Raw genomic sequence first — 21,946 nt, 5'->3', positions numbered from 1 at the left:
GGCGATCATTCGCTGTGCATGTACCAGGCCCGCAGCGCGCCCGCCTCGGACAGAGACCCCCAGAGGCGAGACGCCTGATCCGCACCTGTATGGCCCGTGTAGAGATTGGGAAATCGTGACAGGTCAAGTTCGCCGGTGAGATCCTGTCCGTCACAGGAAAATTAAGGGGTTAAGACATGGACGCGACTGTGGTGGCGTTGATCGGCACCGGTGCCACCTTGATCGGCACGCTGGGAGGGGCCTTCGTAGGGCCATGGCTCGCAGAACGCATGCGACGAAAGAGCAGCCGCATGGAGCAGACCTATGCGCAGCAACTCGCGCTCTACGGTGATCTGTTGCGGGTAACCGCCCAACTGGTGGACAACGCCAGGAATCGGGCCTCGACTCCGCTCGCGGATCTTCCAGAGCCTTCAGATGAGGAACTTGACCGGTTGATCAGCCAGGCGCGGGTCCTTGCGAGCGATGACGTCGAGAAGCACCTTGACGACCTGTCACGGCTCATCCACAAGATCCACCGGATGCTCGTAATGGACATCGTCCCGTACCACCAGAAGCTTCACGATGAGGGCAAGAGCGACGATGGGGCCGCCATCCAGAAGAGGGTCGCACTAGCTGGACCTGTCGACGAACTTGTCGCGGTATACGACAGGTTCAGGGCCAGCATCCGCAATGAGATGAAGCCCTGACGCCGCGCTTTATCGATCATGGTTGATCTCGCCACCGTGTCGGCGCAGCAGGTACCAGGCGACGAGCACCACGGCGAGAGCAATGCGAAGGCTGAAGACCTCCCCGAAAGCACCCGATACGAGAAAAACGAGACCGAACGAGCAAAGAAGCTCCAGGAGGCACAGCTCCTGATCGCCCCAGGGCTGGGCATGCCACATACTGAGGGGCCCGCGTGATACACGAGCCCCTCATCCTTCTCAATCGGCTAATCGAGCTGTTGGGCTGCCGCGACGATCAGCTCTCGTGCCTCGTTTCCGGTCACGGCCTCCTCCCAGAGGAGGTCCAGCACTCTCTCATAGTGGGCCGCGACCTCACCACGCGCGAAGTCCTCACCGACGAACGTCTCCAGAGCGACGACCGCCTGATCCGTGACGTAGATCTGAAAACTGTTCTGCGGGGTGGTCGCCAACTCCACACCCATCGGCAGGATCCCGAATCGCACACGATCCAGCCCGATGACTGTCTGGAGGCGGTCGAGTTGGCTGCGCATAACCGCCGGCGGGCAAATCAGCCACCGGAGCACCGGCTCCGCGAGCAGGAACTCGAAGCTCTTCGATGTGTCGTACAGCAGTTGCTGTCGCTGGAGCCGAGTTGCGACGGCGGCGTCGACATCGTCTATCTCCAGGTTGTGGAGAGAGATCATCTCGCGGAGCACTCGCCGGGAGTAGTCCGGAATCTGGAGCAGGCCAGGCACGTAGGCGGTCTCAAAGTGGCGGATCAGGCGCGAGTCCGTGACCAGCTGGTTGTAGTCCTCCTGTACCTTCTCCTGTCCTTGGCGCATCCGGCTTCGGAACGTGACATGCGCGGCTTGTGCTTCGTCACGAAGCCGGAGAAGTTCGCCTACTGCATTCCGAGCATCGCAGGTCTCTGCCCATGCTTCGATGTCCTCATCGGACGGCATCTGCTTGCCGTTCTCGATTCGGGAGACCTTGGACTGTTGCCAGCCTTGCGCGTCAGCGAGGTCTTTTCCGGTCAAACCCGCATGCGCGCGCATGGCGTGCAGGCGGGTCGCCAGACCTTCTGGCTGGGTCAGCCATTCTCGTACTGAATCCACGGATGATGTTTCCTTCTGTTAGGCGGCCACATCCTGGTTCTCGGCCAGGACGCTGTGGTGGACGGCCAGGTCCCGCCACTTGCACGCCTTGATCACGACCTCCGGGTCCGTGATGAGTTCGTTTCGGATTCGGTGGCCTTCGTCGTCGAACCGCATCGCGATGAGGCGGTACGAATCGAGCAGCCACCAATCTGTGTTGCCTGCCGCAGGGAGTAGCCCGATCTCATGTGCGCGGGGCCGGGTGAGGTACCGCATGGTTTCGCCTGCCTTGCGGTTCCACGGGTCCATCCAGCGTTCGAACCGCTGGTAGTCGGTAGGCGGGTCGCGGTGGACACGGACACGCTCTACGCGTTTGCCCTGGCGGACGTGGTCGTCGACGCGGCGATACCACTCCCGCAACTCGGGGACCGTCGTCGGCGGCTCCGGCTCTCCACGCAGGAACGCGGCGAAGATTCCGGCCTCCTCGGCCTCGAGGTAGCTGTCTTGGAGCTCGAGTCGGAACATCGTGTGTTCGAAGTCGTGGATCACCTGCCCGAACTCTTCGGGTGTGATGACACGGCCGTCTGTCATGCCAGATCCTTGAGACGGTCGAGGACGTTCGCGGGGACGTAGACGGCGTCCTCGTCATCGGCGAGTTGCCGGAGTAGGGCGCGAGTCGCCTCGTTGATCTTCTTGCCCTGGACGACGTAGCCACCAGGGACTTGCCGCACGGAGTAGAGGGCGGGGCATCCACCACCACCTGAGCCCTTGTCCTTCCACATGTACTCAAGGTCCAGCGGTCGTTCCATAGCGCTTCCTCCTCAGGTTGCGTCACCGCTTCTCATGCTCGCAACTTGCGCCGGTTGACGCAATGAGCCCCGTCCTGATTGCTGCATCGGACGGGGCTCACCTGCGGTGAACGCGGAACCTGGCATGCATCAGTCTACATGCTCGCTGCATAATTGGCGCATTGCTTGACTTATGCGCGATCATGCCAGAGCATTGGAGCACGCAGAGATCAAGGTGGACAGCCGAGGACCTAGAGAAGCCCTCACTGGACGCCGTGACACTCACGGCTTCTTGACAACCCCCATAACGCACTGGTGACCAGGGTCAACGGTTTCCGTGTCCGGGCCGATGCTCCTTCAAGTCCCCGGATGTCCCTGGTCAGGGCAGTGCGACTGTTTCGAACAGCGACTTGTGCTGTCCGCGCGCCACGGCCGACCCCGGCCGATGGCCGGGTGATCGTCCGTGGTGGGCGGAGAAGGCAAGTCCGTGGTGATGGTTCTGGCGTGTAGGAGGTCTGTTGACCAGGCATAACGGGCGTCCGCCGATCCTGGCGAGTTCGCTGAGTCCCGACTGGTTGTCGTTGGTTCCGGGGCAGCGTCCGCTGGTTCGGTGCGGTGACTGCCGCCGGATGCGGCTCTGGCGGAGAGGAATGCTGGTGGCGCACGGCTACGAGTCGGCCAGTCAGGACGAGTGCTCCGGTGGGGTCCGACGCGGCCCGTTGGACGCGACGTCCAGACCGCACCGGTGCCCGGGGAGTGGGCAGCGGGTCCAGCTGGACGTCTCCCCCGCCCGCTGGCAAGCCTCGCTGCGGGAAGCGGCCGCGTTGGCGGCACGCCGCACTTGTGTGGCTCAGCGGCCGTTCTCCGGACGTTCGGTGTCCCGACCCCCGATTGTGCGGCTGTAGCCCGGACTGCCCAGGGGCGCCACTGGCTCCCTCTACTTCTTCTGTTCTCAGCGCCCCGGCCGGGTCTTCCCTCCCCAGGGTCCCGGCCGGGGCGCTGACGTGTTCCGTGAGTTCGTTTCTGCAAAGGAGTGTCTGATGGGCAGCACCGCCTACCTGGACATGTCGCTGATCCGGTCGCCAAAGCCGACGTCGGCACCGGCGACACCGGTCCCTGCGACGACGGGACGGGAGGCGACCGGTGAGCGCCCACGGCCCCGGCTGGTCAAGGTGTGGCTGTCCGGTGAGGCCGCCGATGTGGCGGCGCTGGCCGATCTGCCCGGTGACCGGTGCGCGGTCGGTGAGGTCTCGGCCCTTACCCCAACCGGTGCGGCAGCGGCGTGCGCGGCTACCGCGACGTGGTGTTGACCGGCCAGGCCGAAGGCTAGGGCTCTGCAGAGTTCCCCCAGACCCAGGACGCCCCAACGACCAAGCAGTGACGTCCCGGGCCCCTCCCAACAGGAAGGAAGTCCAAACGATGGCCGACAACCCCACCCAGGGCAAGTCCTCGACGTGGCCCAACGGCGAGCCCAAGAGCGTCCGCGACGCCGAGCACGGCAAGAGCGTGCGGGATGCCTACGAGGCCGGGAGGAAGAAGTAGCCGTGATCATCCCGCTGCGGTTCCCCGACGGGAAGCTGGACTACTCCCGCCTGGGCGAATGGTTCGCGTTGTGCGACACCTGCTGCGCGCGGACCCTGCTGTCGGACGTGGACGACTGGCTGGTCTCCCGGACCACCAGCGGCCGGATCTATTGCCCGGGCTGCGCCCGCCGCGCCGCCCAGCGGCTGCTCGCCGAGGTGTTCCCGGCCGGCCCCCGGCACGCCCGCCCGGGCGGTGGTGCGCGCATCGCCGTTGCGCGGCTGCGGGCGGCCCTGCGCCGCCGCGCCTACCGGCCGCGGCACGGCCGCTGACCTGCCGCGCCCCCGCCCCCATGTCTGAAAGGACAACGACCACCGATGATCGAGATCAGGGCGGCCGAGCACGATCGGCCGATCACCGCCGACGGCCCGCACGACCACGAGCGCACACGCGCGGTCGCGGCGGGGATCGATGCCGCGTTCCGGCTGCTCAACTACACGACCATGAGCCCGAATGGGCTGGCCTACCCCAGCGACGTCTACAGCGTGCTGGGTGAGCTGTCGGCCGCGGCGGCGAAGCTGCCGCAGGCCCTGCAGCAGATGGCTCAGTTCATCAACGACCAGGTGACCAGCGGCCAGGCCCGGGAGCACTCGTCCTACGGACGGTACGGCGGCGACGCCGACGCCGCCGCCCGGGCCCTGGCCAGCGTCACGCGGGAGGCGTCCGCTGCCGCGGCCGGGCTGGGCCGCCTGCTCGGCGAGGCCCAGTCCACCGTCCGCGGCCTGGAGGCCGCACACGACTGACCGGCACAGCCGACCACTCGCCACCCAATCCCCGTGTCCGCATCCAAGCCGCCTATCTGAGAGGACGAACGAGATGGACTCTGCCCAGACAGACCCGTGTGTGGTCTGTGCGGACGGGCCGCAGGAGTGCTCCTGCTACGGCGAGGACCCGGAGTGCATGCTGTGCGGCGGTTCCGGTGAGGCGGTGCCCGAGCACTGCTGCGACTGCGAGGTGGTGGGGCCGTACTGCGTGGCCTGCCACCGGTGCGGCGCCTCGTGCGCGGGCAACTGCAGCTGCCCGATCACCATCGAGCGCGCTGACGGCACGCACGTGACCCTCTGACCGAGTGGCCGCCGCATTTTCCTGCAGCGGCCGCTAACGGGACTGCTGACCCCGAGTCCGGGCGTCCCCACCCCGCCGCGACAGGTGTTCGCGCCGGGGTGGGGCCGTCTCACCCGGTGCCAGACGCCCGGACCCTTCGTCATCCGATCCCCGCGTGGGGAGAAGGGAGCGCTGTGCGCGATGACGAAACCGATGACGATGCCGGTCGCGGTGACCGGCCCGCACTCCGTCCCGGCGGCTCTCGTCTTTCCGGCCGGCGCCGCAACCGGCGCCGCAACCGGCGTGGGGGCGGGTGGGTGCGGCAACTGCGGAAGCGTGCGCAGTGTGCGGGTGCTGCCCGACGGGCGGCATCGCTGCGGCTGCGGACACCGCTGGACCCCAACCGCCCGGCACACGACCGGGCATCGCGCCGATGGCGCGGCGTAGCTCCGCGCGGTTCTGGGATCCGTGCGGGGACCGGTACGGCATCCCCACCTATCCGTGGCGGCTGGCGCCGCCGCATCTGGCGACGCGTCGCCAGCTCGCCGCCGCCGGGCTGCGTCCCGGCGGCCAGGACGTGGTGGCTCAGGTGCTGTGGCACCGGCGGCGCGGGCTCGGGGTGGCCTACCTGTATGACCGGCGGCTTGCGCTGCCCAAACGCGTCCCGACCGTGGCGCAGCGCGCCGCGCTGGCCAAAGCCCTCAAGGCGCGGCGCATCTGCCCGCGCTGCCGCACCGATGCCGGTTACGTGCTGCCGCGGCGGCTGGGCTGCTGCCTGGACTGCGCGAGCGACTGGGAACGCGACGCCGCCTGACCACCGCCGCATAGGCCACCGCCGCCCCTCAACCACCACGCCCGAGAGCCGACAGCCATATGTCAAGGAGGACAGCAGTGGGGACCACTTTCAACGGAAGGATCACGCGCACTGTTCGCGACGCGCCCGAGGCGTTGCGTGACGACGACACCGGTGTGTTGAACATTCTGCGGTGCCCGTACTTCAACATCGAGGGCCGAGACCTCATGCACGCCGAGTACATCACCGTGGACGGTGAGTACGGGCAGATCTGCACGCCTCTGCGGGACCGGCGGTTCTACGTCCGCGGCCCGCACGCCGCCCCGCCGGATGCCCCGGCCAACGTCAGGTTCCACGACACGATCGAGTCCGCGCTGTCTGAGGCGATGGGGCGGATCTCATGAGCCCCAGCGCCGGTTTCGGCTACGAGGCCGATTCGCGAGGCGCCGGTCACGTCGTCACCGATCGGCCCGCCGGCGACACGGTCGAGCTGCTGCAGAACGGCTGCGCCCGCGTTGACCACCGCCCGTCCGGCCTGACCGCCCTGTTCGAGCCAGGAACCGGCGTCGTGCACAGCGGCGGCACGAAACTCCCGGCGAGCCTGGTCACCGAGATTCACAACCGGTGGAGACGGCGATGACCTCCAAGGCCCGCAAGAAGCAGCTCGCGTGGCAGGCCCGCAACGGCCACAGCCACCAGTCCCGTCTCGCCGCGGCCCGTGAACTCGCCCGGATCGGCGAACAGGAGCGGCGTGTGAGAGGCGGCGGCTCAAGCCCCCCGCTACCCCAGTCCGCCGATCGACCGCCGCCCGACGCCGGGCCGAGAACTCCCCTGTTGAGGAGGTGACCGATGCCTGCCCTGCGCCACTGCCAAAGGCGCGGCCATAGCCCGTGGGATGGCCCTGGCCGGGTTGACCTGCGCCTGGAGGTCCCCGCCTGGACCAAGGACGCGCTGTGCGCCCAGATCGGTGTCGAGGTGTTCTTCAGCGACCCCACCGATAGACACACGCTCGCCCAGGCCAAGCGGATCTGCCGGGCGTGCCCGGTGCAGGACCAGTGCCTGGAGTGGGCGCTGAGCTTCAGCCTGCGCAACGACCAGTACGGGGTCTTCGGCGGCGCCGGCCCCGGGCAGCGCCGCGCTCTTCGCCGTGAGCGCGAGCGGCAGCAGACCTGACCGCCGCGCCCCACCGCCCCCGGGCGGTGCCTCCTCCTTTCCTCCTTTCCTCCTTTCCTCCTTTTGCCTTTCTTCTGCACCGAGAACCCTTTCCTCAGGGAGACGACCATGACCGATTCCGTGTTCACCGCCGCCGAGCTGGACCTGATCGCGCGGGCTCTGAATGCGCGGGCCGACAGCTACGCCCGGGTGGCGGGGATGGCGGTCACGGTGCCCGACTACGAGATCGCGGCGCGGGCCGCACGCCGCTACCGCGCCCTGGCCAGGCGGGCCTGCACAGCCCGAACCGCGCCCCGCACCGCACAACCCTTCACCCCCGGATTCTTCGTGGAAGGAGCCCCGGACCCCGATGGACAGCATGGATGAGAGACCCGACTGGCCGACCGGCCCCGGCGAGGACGGCCCTGATGGTGAGAGCCGCGGCGATGCCCGGCCGGGAGGCTCCGGCCGCGAGGCGGCCGGGCTGCCCGGTGTTGGGCGAATCGCCCTAAGTAGGCGCGGCGAATGGGCCTGTAAGGCCGTCCTGGTGGTGGTGGGCGCCCTGTACGTGGTGCTGATGTGGGTGTCCTACACCAACGCCAGAACGGCGCTGCTGAAGGCCGGGGAGCCCAGGCATCTGGCGGAGTTGCTGCCGGTGGGCTTCGACGTCGCCGGCACGGTGCTGGTGGCGCTGTCGCTGGTGCTGGCGGTCAAGGAGTCCCGCGGCCAGCTGGTCACCCGGGTCTACGGGATCGTGCTGGTGGTGGTCAGCGCCGGAATCGGCGCCTGGTACGGCCGCGCGATCAGTGGCGCTGCTGAAGGCGGCAGTTGGTTCGACTGGATCAATTGGTTCGTGGCCGCGCACGCGCTGATGGCAGTCACCCTTGCCGTTTTCGCCGAGAGTGTGGCCTGGCTATTGCGGGCGCGGATCGACGCCGCCATCGGCGTGGAACGCGTCCCGATGGTGCTGTGCCTGACCAATCCCGGCGCATGGCGTGAGGCGAACATGTACCGGCTGCGGCACCGCTCCCCGGTCTCCTCCGCCCTGGTGCTGCGGTCGGAGAAGATCAAGGCGGTTTCCCGAGTGGTGGAAGCCGCCCAAGAGGATGCCGGGTACAAAGGCGCGAAAGCCAAGAAGGTGCGGGCGGCGATCATGCGCGCGTGCCGGGACGGCACCCTGCCCGTCGAGGCGATCGAACGGGCCTGCGAAACCGGCCTGGACGAGAACGCTTCCCGCCGTCTGTTGGTCGATGCCGCCAAGGCGATGATGGCCAGCACCGCGAACGACGCCATTTCCGGGACCGACCCCCTGACCGAACTGCTCGGCGGGCACGACCAGAAAGCGGCGGGAAAGATTCCAGAAAGCACCGTCCTGGACGTGACCTGGGGCGATGCCGGTCCTGGGAAAGATCCGGGAAAGATCACAGAAACCGCGGGAAAGATCCTGGAGCGGGGCCACAACGTCAGCGACGAGCGGATGTCGAGCATCGTCGCCGAGGTCGAGCAAGCCTCCGGGAAACCCATGAAGATTTCTGAGATCGCATACGCGCTGAGCATCAGCACTGCCAGAGCGGCGGCCATTCGGAAAATCACACCGAAAGCCATCGAGAACGGCACCGGACGACACCGGTAATCCGACACCGGCAATCCCTCGCCAAGCGACGGCGAGCGTGGAACCGGGTGAACAGCGAACCGGCCACCCTCGCCAATCCATCTGGAGGCCCATGGAGAAAATCAAGACAAAGCCCGTCCGCGGCCAGGATCTGCGCCAAGGCGATGTTCTCGCCTCCGGTGATGAGGTCACCGAGGTCCACCACGACTCGGAAGGCACCTGGATCGAAACCTTCCGGGGAAACTGCGGCTACGCCGACGGGCAGACCTGGCGGGTTCAGCTCCCCAGACCGCCGCGCTGATCACCGACAGGAGTTGAACCGGCGCCGGGTGCCTTGATGCACCCGGCGTCGAGGTGCCGCAACCACCAACCAAGCCCGAAGACCGGGCGGGGCGTTCGTGCCCCGCCCGGTCATTTCGTGCTGCTCAGAAACGAAGTTGTCTCTTCCATCAACCCGAAAAGGAGATCTTGTGATGTTCAAGCTGCTTTGGCTGCCGGTGTTCTGGTTCGTCGCCGCGATCGTCGCCTACGAGTGGAACCTCAACGGCGTGTTCCTGGTCGTCGCGCTGGCCACCGGCACCGCCGCCGCGCTGTGGGCGACCTCCGGCGACAGCAAGGAAAGCGGCAAGTAGTGGTGGCCAACCCGCACACCGTGGAAGGGGCGGGCCGGGCCGCAGATCCTGCGGACGGCCCGCCCCCGCCCGCCGTGGACACCTCCCATCGCGCCGGCGACACCCGACGCGTGCCGATCGGCGGCATGCCCGCCGGTGACGCGCCGGAACTGGCCGCGGGCGGTGCCGCCGAGGCGACCTCGCAGAGGGGTGCCGGTGGCCGGATCGGGAGGCTGTTCTCCCGGATGGTGGCCGGTGCCCACCCGCCCGACATCTGGGACGACCGGCCCGGGCTGGCCAAGCTGGCCGCCTACGCCCGGCACGGCGCCGGCGCACCCGAGAACGGGCCGCTGCGCACCGGGCAGATCTGGTGGTTCCGGCTGGTGTGCCTGCCGATCACCGCGTGGGCCTATTGGAAGGCGTGGGCGCTGGAGCGCCCTCTGCGCGGCGTGCCGTTCCTGATGGTCCAGGTCTGGTGGTGGCTGCTCAACATGGCCGTCTTCCTCCACCTGCTGTGAAGCACCCAAGAGAAAGGAGTTGATCAATGGATGCTGTTGCCGATCTGGTGGCCGGGCTCGGCGGGGTGGACCTGCCGGGCATCGTGCTCAACCTGGTGTTCCTGACCATTCCCGGGCTGGCCCTGGCCAAGGGCCTCAAGCGGTTCCGCACCCCCGGCCAGGACCCCGGCGGGATGGGGGGCGGTGGGCGCGGCGCCCAGGCGAAGGCGCACTTGCAGCGGGCGGGCGGGCAGGTCGCCTCGTTCGTCACCATCGTGGCGTTGCTGACGGCCGGGCTCGGCCTGGTTCCGCTGGTCAGGGCGGGCTACGAGCTGGTCGCCGGTGTCGATGAGGCGGCCCCTGCGGTGGTCGGCGTCATCGTGCTGGCGGTGCTGCTGGTCAAGGGGTTGGTGATGGCCCGCGACCTGATGGACGGCAAGGTCGATCGGCCGTTTCTGTGGCTGGCGCCGGTGCCGCTGCTGGCGCTGCTGGTCTGGGTCGCGCCGGTGGTCGCCGACCAGATCACCGACCAGGCCGGTAAGACCGTCCGGATGGTCGTGGACCAGGCCAAGGCGGACGTGCAGGACCGCGACGCCGAGCCCTCCGACGACAAGCCCGCCAAGTCCGGCAAGGGCGACGAGCCGGACGGCACGGACAGCGGTGAGCAGGGCCGATGAGCAGGGTCACAGCCGCCGCCGCGGTAGCGGGCACGCTCGCCGTGGCCTGCATCAACCCCGGCGTGTTCCGTGAGGTCCCGATGCTGGGCGAACTGGCCACCGCCGCCGTCTCCTTCACCGACGCCGCCGGTGCCGGTGAAGGAGACGGCGGGGGCGGCAAACCCGGCAAAGGCGACCCCGGCTCGGACGGCGAGGACGAGCCGGACGGCGCCAGCGGTGACGCCGGCACCGGTGTCCCGGCGGCCTACCGCGCCCTGTACAAGCGGACCGCCGAAGACTCGTGCGTGGACTGGCAGGTGCTGGCCGCGATCGGATACGTCGAATCGCGGCACGGAACCAACACCGGCCCCAGCTCGGCGGGCGCGCTGGGGCCGATGCAGTTCATGCCCGCCACCTGGCGTTCCTACGGCCGCGACGGCGACGGCGACGGACGCAAGGACGTCCACGACCCCGCCGACGCGATCCCGGCCGCCGCCGCCTACCTGTGCGCGCACAGCGCCGCCACCGACCTGCGCAAGGCCCTGTGGCACTACAACCACTCGCAGCGCTACGTCGACCACGTCCTGGCTGTGGCCGACCGGCTGCGCTGACCGCCCGGCCGACCAGCACCCGAAAGGAGGGACCCCTCAGTGAACGAACAACTCCAGCGGCTCGGGCGGGACCTGCACACCACCGTGGAGTGGCGGCTGCGCCCCCAGATGCTGCCGCACTACCTCACCGCCGCGGTGCTGGCGACGGGCATCACCGTGGCGAACCTGCCGGCGCATGTGTCGGCCGCCAGCACCGCGCTGGGGACCGCGTGCCTGACCGCCGCCGTGGCAGGGGCGGCGATGTGGCGGATGAGGTCGACCCGATGGCGTCCGTGGATCCCACGCGTGGCCATCACCGCCGCCGCGGCGGCCGGATGGCTGACGGCCGCCGCCACCACCGGCCTGGGCCCTGTCCTGGTCGCGGTGCTGATCGCCGCAGAGATCACGCTGGCCGCCCGCTGGTGGCAGCACTGCCGTCCCGGATACCCCGACCCATCCCCACCGCCTGCCGCCCACCACGCCGACGACCAGCAACAGGCGGCCCAACCGGCCCCCGAACCGGCTCAGGATCAGGCCGTGCCCCCCGTCCGGCAGGCGAGTACCCCCGTCGACCTCGATACGGCCCTGCCCACCCCCGCAGATTCCTCTGCGGCCAGCCCCGCAGACGACGCTGCGGTCGACTCCGCAGACGGCGGAGCCGACGATGACGCACCCCAGGTGATCGTCGACGAACTGCGTCGGCATGGCGTGCGCGCCGCGGTGGCGGGGGCGACGGCGGGCCCGCAGGTGATCCGCTACAGTCTCGCGCTGGGCGATGGCATCAAGATCTCCAAGGTCCGCGCCCTGGTGGAGAACCTCGGCGTCGCGCTCGGGCGCGACCGCGTGCGGCTCATCGCGCCCATGCCCGGACAGCCGGGCGTGGTCGGCCTGGAGGTACCCACCCCCCACCGGCGACCCGTGCACCTGGCCGATGTGCTGCGCTCACCGGCCGCCGCCGCCCGGCACCATCCGATGACCGTCGGGCTCGGCCAGGACGTCGAGGGCCGCCCGGTAGTGGTGAACCTGGCCGCGATGCCGCACATCCTGATCGCGGGCGCCACTGGCGCAGGCAAGTCCACCGCGCTGAACACCATCATCGCCTCGATCCTGGTCCGCGCCGCCCCGGACGAAGTGCGGATGATCCTCATCGATCCCAAGCGGGTCGAGCTGACGATGTACCAGGGCATCCCGCACCTGATCACGCCGATCATCACCAATCCGAAGAAGGCCGCCGAGGCGCTCGAATGGGTGGTCGGGGAGATGGACCGCCGCTACGACGACCTGGCCGCGTCCGGATACCGGCACATCGACGACTTCAACCAGGCGGTCAAGGCGGGCAGGGTGACCGCGCCGCCCGGGTCGGACCGGGTGTACTCGCCCTACCCCTACCTGCTGGTGATCGTGGACGAACTCGCCGACCTGATGATGGTCGCGCCCCGCGATGTGGAGGACTCGGTCGTGCGGATCACCCAGCTCGCCCGCGCCGCCGGAATCCACCTGGTGCTGGCCACCCAGCGGCCCAGCGTGGACGTGGTCACCGGACTGATCAAGGCCAACGTGCCGTCCCGGCTGGCGTTCGCGGTCTCCTCCCTGGCCGACAGCCGCGTCATCCTCGACCAGCAGGGCGCCGAGAAACTGCTGGGCGCCGGGGACGCGCTGCTGGCACCGGCCGGCGCCACCCAGCACATCCGCCTGCAAGGCGCGCTCATCACCAGTGACCAGATCACCCAGGTCGTCCAGCAGGCCCAATCGGAGTACCCGGCCGCTCCGCCACACACCGACCTGCACCCTCCGGGCACCGACGGGTTGGGCCCGCGGACCGCGACCGATCCGCTGACCACGACCCAAGAGCAGGTCCTGCAGGTGATCAGAGCGGCACCGGCGACCACCGCCCAGATCCGGGCCCGCACCGGGCTGCCCGAACACCAGGCCGAAGAACTGCTCAGCCAACTCACCCGGTTCGGCTACGTCGTCAAGCCCGCAGACCACTACGAGATCCCCTAACCCGGGGCGACACCCGACCCGGGGCGACGGGCCACACCCGCGCCCCGGGCCGCGCCCTGCGCGAAACACGCCCCCCGATCTGCTCAGGAGGTACCCCGATGGCCAATGCCGCAGGCCGGTTCGTCCGCATCGCCGTGGTCAGCGTGCTGGCCTACCACATCAGCACCATCGCCCGCGAAGACGCCAAAGGCGACGACACCGACCACGCCCGCCCCCAGGCCGCCGCCGGGGCCGGTGCCGGTCTCGGCCGGCGCATCGTCGCCGAGGCCAAAGCGCAACGCGGCGTCCCCTACTCGTGGGGCGGCGGCGGCGCCAGCGGCAAAAGCCGCGGGATCTGCTGCTCACCCGGCGGATACGACGGCCGCGAAACCAACGGGTTCGACTGCTCCGGACTCGTCCAATACGCCGTCTACCAGGCATCAAAGGGCCGCATCACCATGCCGCGCGTCGCCCACAACCAAGTCAAACGCGGCAAGCCCGTCACCCGGGACTCGATGCGGCCCGGCGACCTGATCGGCTTCGACCACGGCCAAGGCGTCACCCACATCGGCATCTACGTCGGAGACGGCCGCATGGTGCACGCACCCCAAACCGGCGACGTCGTCAAGATCTCATCCCTGGCATCCCGCAAAGACCAGCGGTGGACCATCCGCAGACTCCGATGACCCGGCCATCACCACCCAGCCTCTGCCTTGAACCCGCGCCCCGGAAACCGTGCAACCGGTCCCCGGGGCCTCTTACTGCCCGAGGAGACCCGCTGATGCGCGCTCAGACCGTCATCACCATCGAGCCGATGCCCGGGGACTTCACCCGGATCGTATTCACCTCCCACCTGCCCGGGGAGCGGCGACCGCTCATACAGGCGAGTGTCGAACTCCCCAAGGACGGCGTTCGTGGTTTCGTCCTCGACCTGTGCCAGAAGGCAGGGCTGCCCCGCCCATGGTGACCCGCATCTACGCCCTGACCCGAACCACGGAGAAAGCCTTGCCTGACCTGAGAAACCGCATCGTCACACCGTCCACCGACCCCGACCGGTGGACCGATGAGGAGAAGGACTACTTCGACCGGGGCCTGTGCTCCTGGGACATCGGGGTGCAGTACTTCGGGCAGACCGATCACCTGTGCGGCGCGAAATCGAAGCCGGGCGCGTCGTTCGGGCATTGCGCCGAGCATGAGGAGGCGCTGTTGGAGTGCCACTGGCCGGACGGGCCCCCCGCCGATGAGCCGCATGCGCTTCGACCTCGACGAACCGCTAATTCCCGACGACCACGCCCTGCACGGCCTGGTGGATCCGGCGACCATGGCCGCCCTGGAGCAGGAGTGGAAGGCCGCGAAGGTCGACCAGTGGTGCGCCGTCGCCGCGCTCCGCCAGGCCGCCGCTGCACTACGCAGCGCCACCGGCCGCCCCAACGCCGCACCGATCGAATTCGTGCTGACCGACGCCGAGCACAAGGCCACCGACAGCAACCGGGTCCGGCGCGCCCTGACCGCCTACCACCAGGCCGCAACCCTCTACGAAGGCGTGCGCGTCCACCTCGCCGACCTCCGCAACCGCGCCACCGCCCCGGACAGATGACCAGCCAACCGGCTTGACCAGCGCCAGAACCCGGACCAGCCATAGGCCGGTCCGGGTCTTCTTATGCCCGCCACGTCCCACCAGCCCCTCAAACCCCCGCCGGGCAGCCCGGTGCGGGGCTCCCTACCTCACCCCGGCTCCAGGAAGGCGCCGTCATGTCCAACCCGCACGACTTTCCGCCCGTCGAGCAATGGCCGATGGTCACCCCGCCCGACTGCCCCCTGTGCCAGCGCCCCGCCGACGTGGCGTGGATCGGCCCCGCCACCTACGCCGGCGGCGCCGAAGTGAACGTCTGGCACTGCCACGGCTGCCGCCACGACTGGCACATCCCCGTCACTCGCTGGCCCGTCGAGAGCGGCCCGGACTGCCCGTACTGCCTCACCAAGGACACCTGCTGGGCCGCGCACGCCCCCGACACCCCCGGCGACCTGTGGACGTGCGAGAACGCTCACGAGTTCGTCCTGACCCCTGACGGCGACATCGTCCAGCCGAAGGACCCGGCATGAGCGAGCACAGTGCGATCGAGTGGACCGACGCCACCTGGAACCCGGTGACCGGCTGCACGAAGGTCTCACCCGGGTGCGACCGGTGCTACGCCGAGACATTCGCCGAACGCTGGCGCGGGGTACCCGGCCACCACTTCGAGCGCGGGTTCGACCTGACGATGCGGCCCGGACGGCTGGAGCAGCCGCTCACGTGGCGGGCGCCGCGGCGGGTGTTCGTCAACTCCATGTCCGACCTGTTCCACGCCGAGGTGGACTCGGTGTTCATCGCGCGGGTGTTCGCGGTGATGCTGGCCGCCGAGCGGCACACCTTCCAGGTGCTGACCAAACGGCACGCCCGCATGGCCGACCTGTTGCGGCGCCCGGCGTTCCGCGACCTGGTGCTGAAGCTGGCGCTCACCGACTACGGCGTCAGCGCCCAGCGTGCGGCGCGTGAGTGGTGGCCCTGCCGAACGTGTGGGTCGGGACCAGTGTCGAGACCCAGAAGTGGGCCGGTATCCGCGTGCCGGTGCTGCTGGACACGCCCGCCGCGGTGCGGTTCGTGTCCGCCGAGCCGCTGCTGGGGCCGGTGGACCTGCTGCCCTGGCTCAAACGCCCGCAAGTCCCGGCCTGCGACCGCTGCGACCCTGGCGGCCCGCTGGAACTGGCACGACCGGCACCTGTGGGGCCGGTGCCGCTGCGACTGCCACCCCGCCCGGCCCGGTATCGACTGGGTCATCAGCGGCGGCGAGTCCGGGCCCGGCGCCCGTCCCGCCCACCCCGACTGGTTCCGCACCCTGCGCGACCAATGCGCCGCCGCCGGCGTCGCCTACTTCCACAAGCAGCACGGCGCCCACACCTGGCACGCGCCCGAAACGCCCCGCCAGCCGGAGATCTTCATCGCCGAGAACGGCCAGGCCGAGAGCGGCCGGACCCCTCCTTGGGACTCCGCTGACCTGCCCGGCGCCGTGGCGCTGTGGCGTGTCGGCAAGAAACGTGCCGGACGCGTCCTGGACGGCCGCACGCACAACGCCATGCCCGCCGGGCGTGATGACGCATGACGGGCATGATCGGCCGCCGCTACCTCGACCCCGGCGACCGGGCCTCGGGCCGCAAGGACCCGCCCGAGGTCGTGACCGTCCTGACCCGGTGGGGACCGGTGGCGGGCCCCGCAATGTCCTAGTGCGCCGTCCGGACGGGTCCCTCCAGGTGATCCCGTTCCCGCGTCGCCTCCGCCGCCTGGCCCCCGCGACCGCGCCCGGCCGCATATCCGAACCCGCTTCGATGGCCGGAGGTGCCTGATGGCCATGTTCACCCGCTGGATGCCCGGTGATGAGCTGACGCTGTACGACGAGTTCTCCGGTGCCGGTGGCTCCACCCAGGGCGCCGCGGTCGTGCCCGGTGTCCGCCCCATCTTCGTCGCCAACCACGACGACACCGCAATCGCCTCACACGCCGCGAACTTCCCCGACGTCGAGCACTACAAGGGCAACGTCGTCGAGGCGGACATCACCCGCTTCCCCTACGCGCACATCTTCTGGGCCTCGCCGGCGTGCCCGCCGTGGACCGACGCCCGCGGGGTGAAGCGCGACTTCGACCGCACCAACCAGCAAGTCCTCTTCGGCCCCGATGGGCCCGAGGAGAACGTCGCCCGCGCCCGCGCACTCATGGAGGAGATCCCCCGCTACCTGCGGCACTGGGCTGACAAGGGCCGCCCCGTCCTCGGCGGCGTGGTCGAGAACGTCATCCAGCTCCTCAAGTGGGACCAGTTCGGCCGGTGGCGCCGCGAGGTCGAGGCGATCGGCCCCTACGACGTGTACGTCATCGCCTACAACTCCATGCACGCCAACCCGAGGAAGACCCGCCGCGCCCCGCAGTCCCGCGACCGCGCGTTCATCATGTACATCCACAAGGCGTTCGGCCGTCGCCCCGACCTGCGCAAGTGGCTGTCCCCGAAGGCGTACTGCTCGACCTGCGATCAGGTCGTGGCGGCGATGCAGGTGTTCAAGAAGCCCGACGCCATCATGGGCCGCTACCGCTCCCAGTACCTCTACCGCTGCCCCCGCACCACCTGCCGCAACCAGGTCGTCGAGCCGGGCGTCCTTCCCGCAATTCACGCGATCGACTCTCGACTCAAGGGCAGGCGGATCGGGGACCGGGACGAGCCGCTCGCCGCAGCAACGTTGGCCCGCATCCAGGCCGGGATCGCCAGGTACTGGACGCCCCTGCTCACCCCTGCGGGTGGCACGTGGCGCAAGGAAGCCACGACCGTGCTGGAGCCCATGCCTGCCCGCACGACGCGGGAGAACGACGGCGTGGCAGTACCGCCGCTCATGGTCCCGGTTGAGGGTCGGCCCGGGAAGAATGCCGCGCCCGCTTCGGTGCCGCTTCGCACCCAGACCGCCCGCAACGAGACGGGCGCAGCGCTCCCGATGACAACGCCCGTCGAGCCCTTCCTGGTGCCGCTGCGCGGCGGTGGCGACAAGGAGAACGCGCGCCCGATCCATGACCCGCTCACCACGGTCACTGCGTCCGGCAACCACCACGGACTCGTCGCCCCGGCCGCGATGGTGATGCGGAACAACACCCCTCGGGGCGACGCCGGCCAGATGTGCACGCCCGTGTCCGAGCCGCTTCGCACCCAGACCGCGAACGGCACGCAGTCCCTCATCACCTCCGAACACCTGCTGATCCCCTACTACGGCAACGGCGCCGCCCGGCCGGCCGGGGAACCGATCGGCACCCTGCCGACCCGCGACCGGTACGCCCTCGCCGAGGGCGCGGCCGAGGTCGACCTGGACGACGTCCTGTTCCGCATGTTGGAGCCGCACGAGATCGGCGCCGCCATGGCATTCGCCCCGGACTACATCGTCCTGGGCAACAAGCGCCAACGCGTCCGCCAGTACGGCAACGCCGTCACCCCGCCCGTCGCGGAGGTTCTGGTGTCCGCCCTGGTAGAGGCCATCACCGGTCAGGAACTGGAGGCCGCGCCTTGACCTGCTCCCCTGCCGACACTCCACGAAAGGGAAGTGCTGCACGAGCCGCCCGTCAGACGAGCCGTCGAGCCCGGCCGATTCCGACGCGTCGCCCCCGACGGCGAACACGACACCTACCCGACCGCAGGGAGTGATGCCGCATGACCGCGCTGGCTACCGAGGGTACGCCGCTGTTCTACCTCGGCGCGCACCAACCGCACTGGCTGTGGAACGCCACGTTCCCGCTGTTCGTCTCGTACCGCCAGCTCGCGCGCAAGGTGGGGCTGCGTCCCGCGACGTGTGAGCGGTGGGCGCTGGACTCGGGCGGTTTCACCTACCTCAAGGACTACGGCCGCTTCCCGATCAGTCCGCACGAGTACGCCGCGGCGGTGCGCCGCTACCGCGATCACATCGGCCGGTTGGACTTCGCCGCGCCGCAAGACTGGATGTGTGAACCCGAGGTGATCGCAGGCGGGTGGCGGGGGCGGCTGTACTTCGTCGGCACTGGCCTGTCGGTGGCCGAGCATCAGCGCCGCACGGTGGCCAGCTACCTGGAGTTGCGGCGGCTGGCGCCCGATCTGCCCTGGATCCCGGTTCTTCAAGGCTGGACTCTGGCCGAGTACGCGAGGTGCGCGGACCTGTACGCCGATGCCGGGGTGGACCTGTCCGCCCTGCCGGTGGTGGGTCTGGGGTCGGTCTGCCGCCGCCAGTCCACCACCGAGATCCGCGACATCGTGACCGTGTTCGCCCGCCGCGGCCTCAGGCTGCACGCGTTCGGCGTCAAGACCCTGGGCTTGGGCCTGTACGGGCACCAGATTGCCTCCGCTGACTCGATGGCCTGGAGCCAGGCCGCCAAGCACGAACCCGCCTGGCCCGGCCACACGCACAAGAACTGCGCCAACTGCCTGCCCTGGGCCACCGCCTGGCGCTCCCGCCTGCTGGACCGTGTGCGAGACCGGCTGGCCGAGCGGGCCGCCCACGGTGAGCAAGGCGAACTCTTCGACGCCCTCGACGGCGACAGCAACGATGCCGGGAAGGCGGCATGACCATGACCAGCCCTGCAGCATCACAGCCCAGCGCCAAGGTGCTGGCCCGCTACGCGCTGGCGTGCGCAGCGCGCGGCTGGCACGTGTTCCCGGTCGCCCCCGGCGACAAGGAGCCACCCCACGGGATGCGGTGGACGAAGGCCGCCACCGCCGACCCCGAGGTGATCCGCGAGATGTGGGCGCGGCGCCCCTACAACATCGGGATCGCCTGTGGACCGTCCCGCCTGCTGGTGATCGACCTGGACCTGCCCAAGCCCGGCGAGCACCCGCCGCCCCGGTGGGCGGTGCCCGGCGTCAACGACGGGTCCGACGTGTTCGCGCTGGTGTGCGAACAGGCGGGCGAGGCGATGCCGCTGGAGACCTTCCAGGTCCGGACCCGGCGCGGCGGGTTCCACCTGTACTTCACTGCCCCCGAGGGCGTCCGGCTCGGAAACACCTCCGATGACCGGGGGAACGGGCTGGGCTGGAAGGTCGACACCCGCGGCGACGGCGGATACGTCGTCGGCCCCGGATCCTTCGTTGACCTGGCCGACGGCACCGGCACCTATACCCCGATCCACACCCCGACCCCCGCACCCTTGCCGGGGTGGCTGGCCGAACGGTTGCGTCCGGCGCCGCTGCCACCGCAACGCCCCGTCACCGTGCGGCTGGCTCCCGGGCGCCGTGGCGCATACCTGCACAAGGCGGTCACGGCCAGCCTGACCGCGGTCGCCGACGCGCCCGAGGGCCGCCGCAACGCCACCCTGTACGGCGCCGCCGTCGCCCTCGGCCAACTCGTGGCCGGGGGCGCCCTCGACTCTGACGACACCGAGCAACTGCTGACCGCTGCCGCCGAACGCGCCGGGCTGGCCCCCATGCCCGCCCGCCGGACCATCCGGTCCGGGTTCCGCGCCGGCACCCAACGCCCCAGGAGCGTGCCCGCATGACCCACCAGGGTGCACCCATGCCCGACCGCCCAAGCATGCAAGTCGGCTCAGGCCCAGAAACCATCCGCGTCCTGAAGGCCGAACTCGCGCGCGGGACGCTGCCCGACACCTACGTCTCCGCCGGGTCCCTGGTGCACATGGAAACCATCTCCGGCGGGCAGACCTCCCCGGCCGCCGACGAAGACTCACCGCTGCCGGTCACCGCCAGCCCGATCACCCCGGCCACCCTGGCCGGGCTGCTGGCCGAACACGCCTACGTCTACCGGCTCCGGTCCCGCAAAACCAGCAACGGCACCGAAACCTACGAAGAGGAGGTCACCCCGCCCCGCGACATCCTGTCCTCCGTGCTGGCCGGCAAGACCTGGCCCGACCTGGCCCCGCTCCGCGGCGTCATCGGCGCCCCGGTGCTCCGCCGAGACGGCACCTTGCTCCAAAACCCCGGCTACGACCCCGCCACCGGCCTGTACCTGGCCTCAAAAGTCGCGCTACCGCCCGTCCCGGACGAGCCCACCGCCGAACAGGTGGCCGCCGCCCGCGACTTCATCCTCAACCGGTTCCTGTCCGACTTCCCATGGTCCTCCCCGGCCGACCGCGCCAACTACCTCGCGCTGCTGGTCACCCCGATCCTGCGGCACTTCACCCGCTCACTGACCCCCTTCGCACTGATCGACGCGACCATGCCCGCCTCCGGCAAGTCCATCCTGACCGGCGGACCCGGCATGCTCTACGGCCAGCGCGTCATCCCCTGGGCCTACACCGAAGAGGAACTCCGCAAATCCATCACCGCCGTCCTGGCCGAACAGGTCGGCGTGGTCGTGTGGGACAACCTCGCCGAAGGCACCGTCATCGACTCCGCCACCCTCGCACTGCTGGTCACCGTCGGCGTCTGGTCCGACCGCCAGCTCGGGGCGTCCCGCAACATCGCCACCGTCAACGACCGGCTATGGATGGCCACCGGCAACAACCTCCAAGTCGGCGGAGACATGGCCTCCCGAACCGTCCGGGTGCACCTGGACCCCAACATGCCCCGCCCCGAGCAACGCGACCAATCCCGGTTCGGAATCCCGCACCTGGACCAGTGGATCACCGTCCCGGCCAACCAGCTCACCGTGCTGTGGCACCTGCTGGTCATGGTCCTGGACTGGACCCGCAACGGGGCGCCGCGCGCCGACACCGTCTCAATGCGGCAGTTCACCCCGTGGGCGCAAGCCCTCGGCGGGTTCCTGGCCCACCACGGCATCGACGGCTTCCTGGCCAACGCCGCCGACGTCCGCGGCATCGACGAGGACGAAACCCGCTGGCACGCGTTCATGGCCTGCTGGCACAACCTGCACGGCGACCAGCGCATGACCGCCGCCGAACTCCGCAACTCCGTCGAACCCGACCACATCGGCTTCGACGAACACGACCGGTGGGAAGGCCAGTTCATCACCACCCCCGCCGGCCGCCTGCCCAACGTGCTCGGCCTCGGTCGCCTGCTCACCGGACAGATCGGCCGGTGGCGCGGTGATTACGTCATCCGAGCGGCCAAGAACCACCGCGGCGACCGAAACGTGTTCTGGGTCGAACACCACGACACAGAGCAGGGCGAGGGAGAGCGCCATGCGTGAACCGACTCGGAAAGCGCTGAAACATCTCCGCATCTCCGCAACGCCGCAAACCCGCCCCTGACCTGCGGTGATGCGTGCGGAGATACAGCCGGTCACCCAAAAGTCATCTCCGCATCTCCGCAACCAGTGCGGAGATGACCCCTAACTGCGGAGATGGACCGAGCCCCACTCCGACCATCTCCGCACGCATCACCGCAGGTCAGGCCTACAAGTGCGGAGATGCGGCGTTGCGGAGATGTTTCAG

33 protein-coding genes are annotated in these 21,946 nt (G+C 69.5%); 30 read left to right on the top strand and 3 right to left on the bottom strand.

What is annotated here, in order from left to right; translation table 11 throughout:
- The first annotated feature begins 176 nt into the window (after positions 1–176).
- Together ACGFK0_RS09695 and ACGFK0_RS09690 are read left to right on the top strand one after the other, a co-directional pair.
- On the top strand, positions 177–686 hold the full coding sequence (locus ACGFK0_RS09695; protein ID WP_392902319.1) for a hypothetical protein: 510 nt from the start codon (positions 177–179) through the stop codon (positions 684–686).
- A gap of 18 nt (positions 687–704) precedes the next feature.
- Positions 705–902, top strand: coding sequence for a hypothetical protein (locus ACGFK0_RS09690; RefSeq protein WP_392902317.1), 198 nt, complete (start codon positions 705–707; stop codon positions 900–902).
- Positions 903–931: 29 nt separating this feature from the next.
- Here the strand turns inward: ACGFK0_RS09690 and ACGFK0_RS09685 are convergent, their stop codons facing one another.
- From ACGFK0_RS09685 to ACGFK0_RS09675, 3 genes are read right to left on the bottom strand one after another with little or no spacing between them, the layout of a single operon-like run.
- On the bottom strand, positions 932–1,780 hold the full coding sequence (locus tag ACGFK0_RS09685) for a helix-turn-helix domain-containing protein (RefSeq protein WP_392902314.1): 849 nt from the start codon (positions 1,778–1,780) through the stop codon (positions 932–934).
- Between the two features lie 18 nt (positions 1,781–1,798).
- Entirely contained in the window at positions 1,799–2,350 is a 552-nt protein-coding gene (locus tag ACGFK0_RS09680) for a DUF6879 family protein (protein ID WP_392902312.1), read from the bottom strand.
- The gene (locus tag ACGFK0_RS09675; RefSeq protein WP_392902310.1) at positions 2,347–2,568 is read right to left on the bottom strand and encodes a hypothetical protein; all 222 of its coding nucleotides are present in this window, start codon (positions 2,566–2,568) and stop codon (positions 2,347–2,349) included. The genes ACGFK0_RS09680 and ACGFK0_RS09675 overlap by 4 nt, the downstream gene beginning before the upstream one ends.
- A 1,019-nt stretch (positions 2,569–3,587) precedes the next feature.
- On the opposite strand from ACGFK0_RS09675, the gene ACGFK0_RS09670 reads away from it, so the two are divergent.
- The 28 genes from ACGFK0_RS09670 (at position 3,588) to ACGFK0_RS09535 (ending at position 21,702) form a co-directional block, all read left to right on the top strand.
- Positions 3,588–3,857 (top strand): hypothetical protein, encoded by a 270-nt coding sequence (locus ACGFK0_RS09670; RefSeq protein ID WP_392902308.1) that lies wholly within the window; start codon positions 3,588–3,590, stop codon positions 3,855–3,857.
- Between the two features lie 109 nt (positions 3,858–3,966).
- Positions 3,967–4,089: a hypothetical protein gene (locus ACGFK0_RS09665; protein ID WP_392902306.1), complete on the top strand. Its 123-nt coding sequence runs from the start codon at positions 3,967–3,969 to the stop codon at positions 4,087–4,089.
- A 2-nt stretch (positions 4,090–4,091) separates the two neighbouring features.
- On the top strand, positions 4,092–4,400 hold the full coding sequence (locus ACGFK0_RS09660) for a hypothetical protein (RefSeq protein ID WP_392902304.1): 309 nt from the start codon (positions 4,092–4,094) through the stop codon (positions 4,398–4,400).
- Between the two features lie 45 nt (positions 4,401–4,445).
- A complete protein-coding gene (locus tag ACGFK0_RS09655) occupies positions 4,446–4,871 on the top strand; it encodes a hypothetical protein (RefSeq protein ID WP_392902302.1) in 426 nt (141 codons plus the stop codon).
- A 73-nt stretch (positions 4,872–4,944) separates the two neighbouring features.
- Positions 4,945–5,193: a hypothetical protein gene (locus ACGFK0_RS09650; RefSeq protein ID WP_392902300.1), complete on the top strand. Its 249-nt coding sequence runs from the start codon at positions 4,945–4,947 to the stop codon at positions 5,191–5,193.
- Between the two features lie 412 nt (positions 5,194–5,605).
- Positions 5,606–5,986: an RRQRL motif-containing zinc-binding protein gene (locus tag ACGFK0_RS09645; protein ID WP_392902298.1), complete on the top strand. Its 381-nt coding sequence runs from the start codon at positions 5,606–5,608 to the stop codon at positions 5,984–5,986.
- 77 nt (positions 5,987–6,063) lie between these two features.
- On the top strand, positions 6,064–6,369 hold the full coding sequence (locus tag ACGFK0_RS09640) for a hypothetical protein (protein WP_392902296.1): 306 nt from the start codon (positions 6,064–6,066) through the stop codon (positions 6,367–6,369).
- The gene (locus tag ACGFK0_RS09635) at positions 6,366–6,605 is read left to right on the top strand and encodes a hypothetical protein (protein ID WP_392902294.1); all 240 of its coding nucleotides are present in this window, start codon (positions 6,366–6,368) and stop codon (positions 6,603–6,605) included. Before ACGFK0_RS09640 ends, ACGFK0_RS09635 begins: the two co-directional genes overlap by 4 nt.
- On the top strand, positions 6,602–6,811 hold the full coding sequence (locus ACGFK0_RS09630; RefSeq protein ID WP_392902292.1) for a hypothetical protein: 210 nt from the start codon (positions 6,602–6,604) through the stop codon (positions 6,809–6,811). Before ACGFK0_RS09635 ends, ACGFK0_RS09630 begins: the two co-directional genes overlap by 4 nt.
- Positions 6,812–6,814: 3 nt before the next feature.
- Complete coding sequence (locus ACGFK0_RS09625) at positions 6,815–7,138, top strand: WhiB family transcriptional regulator (protein WP_392902290.1); 324 nt, start codon at positions 6,815–6,817, stop codon at positions 7,136–7,138.
- Positions 7,139–7,246: 108 nt separating this feature from the next.
- Positions 7,247–7,504, top strand: coding sequence for a hypothetical protein (locus tag ACGFK0_RS09620; RefSeq protein WP_392902288.1), 258 nt, complete (start codon positions 7,247–7,249; stop codon positions 7,502–7,504).
- Complete coding sequence (locus ACGFK0_RS09615; protein ID WP_392902286.1) at positions 7,488–8,750, top strand: hypothetical protein; 1,263 nt, start codon at positions 7,488–7,490, stop codon at positions 8,748–8,750. Before ACGFK0_RS09620 ends, ACGFK0_RS09615 begins: the two co-directional genes overlap by 17 nt.
- 91 nt (positions 8,751–8,841) lie before the next feature.
- Positions 8,842–9,030 (top strand): hypothetical protein, encoded by a 189-nt coding sequence (locus ACGFK0_RS09610; protein WP_392902284.1) that lies wholly within the window; start codon positions 8,842–8,844, stop codon positions 9,028–9,030.
- Positions 9,031–9,202: 172 nt separating this feature from the next.
- The gene (locus ACGFK0_RS09605) at positions 9,203–9,361 is read left to right on the top strand and encodes a hypothetical protein (RefSeq protein WP_392902282.1); all 159 of its coding nucleotides are present in this window, start codon (positions 9,203–9,205) and stop codon (positions 9,359–9,361) included.
- Between the two features lie 2 nt (positions 9,362–9,363).
- The gene (locus tag ACGFK0_RS09600; protein ID WP_392902280.1) at positions 9,364–9,858 is read left to right on the top strand and encodes a hypothetical protein; all 495 of its coding nucleotides are present in this window, start codon (positions 9,364–9,366) and stop codon (positions 9,856–9,858) included.
- Between the two features lie 26 nt (positions 9,859–9,884).
- On the top strand, positions 9,885–10,514 hold the full coding sequence (locus ACGFK0_RS09595) for a hypothetical protein (RefSeq protein WP_392902278.1): 630 nt from the start codon (positions 9,885–9,887) through the stop codon (positions 10,512–10,514).
- Positions 10,511–11,104, top strand: coding sequence for a lytic murein transglycosylase (locus ACGFK0_RS09590; protein ID WP_392902276.1), 594 nt, complete (start codon positions 10,511–10,513; stop codon positions 11,102–11,104). Before ACGFK0_RS09595 ends, ACGFK0_RS09590 begins: the two co-directional genes overlap by 4 nt.
- Before the next feature lie 39 nt (positions 11,105–11,143).
- The gene (locus ACGFK0_RS09585; protein ID WP_392902274.1) at positions 11,144–13,087 is read left to right on the top strand and encodes a DNA translocase FtsK; all 1,944 of its coding nucleotides are present in this window, start codon (positions 11,144–11,146) and stop codon (positions 13,085–13,087) included.
- Between the two features lie 98 nt (positions 13,088–13,185).
- A complete protein-coding gene (locus tag ACGFK0_RS09580; protein WP_392902272.1) occupies positions 13,186–13,752 on the top strand; it encodes a C40 family peptidase in 567 nt (188 codons plus the stop codon).
- A 95-nt stretch (positions 13,753–13,847) separates the two neighbouring features.
- On the top strand, positions 13,848–14,033 hold the full coding sequence (locus tag ACGFK0_RS09575; protein ID WP_392902270.1) for a hypothetical protein: 186 nt from the start codon (positions 13,848–13,850) through the stop codon (positions 14,031–14,033).
- 273 nt (positions 14,034–14,306) lie between these two features.
- Entirely contained in the window at positions 14,307–14,663 is a 357-nt protein-coding gene (locus ACGFK0_RS09570) for a hypothetical protein (protein WP_392902268.1), read from the top strand.
- A gap of 155 nt (positions 14,664–14,818) precedes the next feature.
- Entirely contained in the window at positions 14,819–15,169 is a 351-nt protein-coding gene (locus ACGFK0_RS09565) for a hypothetical protein (RefSeq protein WP_392902266.1), read from the top strand.
- On the top strand, positions 15,166–16,206 hold the full coding sequence (locus ACGFK0_RS09560; protein WP_392902264.1) for a DUF5131 family protein: 1,041 nt from the start codon (positions 15,166–15,168) through the stop codon (positions 16,204–16,206). The genes ACGFK0_RS09565 and ACGFK0_RS09560 overlap by 4 nt, the downstream gene beginning before the upstream one ends.
- On the top strand, positions 16,203–16,328 hold the full coding sequence (locus ACGFK0_RS09555) for a hypothetical protein (protein ID WP_392902259.1): 126 nt from the start codon (positions 16,203–16,205) through the stop codon (positions 16,326–16,328). Before ACGFK0_RS09560 ends, ACGFK0_RS09555 begins: the two co-directional genes overlap by 4 nt.
- Positions 16,329–16,446: 118 nt before the next feature.
- Positions 16,447–18,141, top strand: coding sequence for a DNA methyltransferase (locus ACGFK0_RS09550; protein WP_392902257.1), 1,695 nt, complete (start codon positions 16,447–16,449; stop codon positions 18,139–18,141).
- 140 nt (positions 18,142–18,281) lie between these two features.
- Positions 18,282–19,166, top strand: coding sequence for a hypothetical protein (locus ACGFK0_RS09545; protein WP_392902255.1), 885 nt, complete (start codon positions 18,282–18,284; stop codon positions 19,164–19,166).
- A complete protein-coding gene (locus ACGFK0_RS09540) occupies positions 19,163–20,092 on the top strand; it encodes a bifunctional DNA primase/polymerase (RefSeq protein WP_392902253.1) in 930 nt (309 codons plus the stop codon). Before ACGFK0_RS09545 ends, ACGFK0_RS09540 begins: the two co-directional genes overlap by 4 nt.
- A gap of 35 nt (positions 20,093–20,127) precedes the next feature.
- Positions 20,128–21,702 (top strand): hypothetical protein, encoded by a 1,575-nt coding sequence (locus tag ACGFK0_RS09535; RefSeq protein ID WP_392902251.1) that lies wholly within the window; start codon positions 20,128–20,130, stop codon positions 21,700–21,702.
- The last annotated feature ends 244 nt before the right edge of the window (positions 21,703–21,946 follow it).

It is taken from the genome of Spirillospora sp. NPDC048823 (assembly GCF_043198445.1).
Lineage (GTDB): Bacteria > Actinomycetota > Actinomycetes > Streptosporangiales > Streptosporangiaceae > Spirillospora.
Note: the sequence above shows the minus strand (reverse complement) of the source record. Positions and strands in the feature narration are given on the sequence as shown.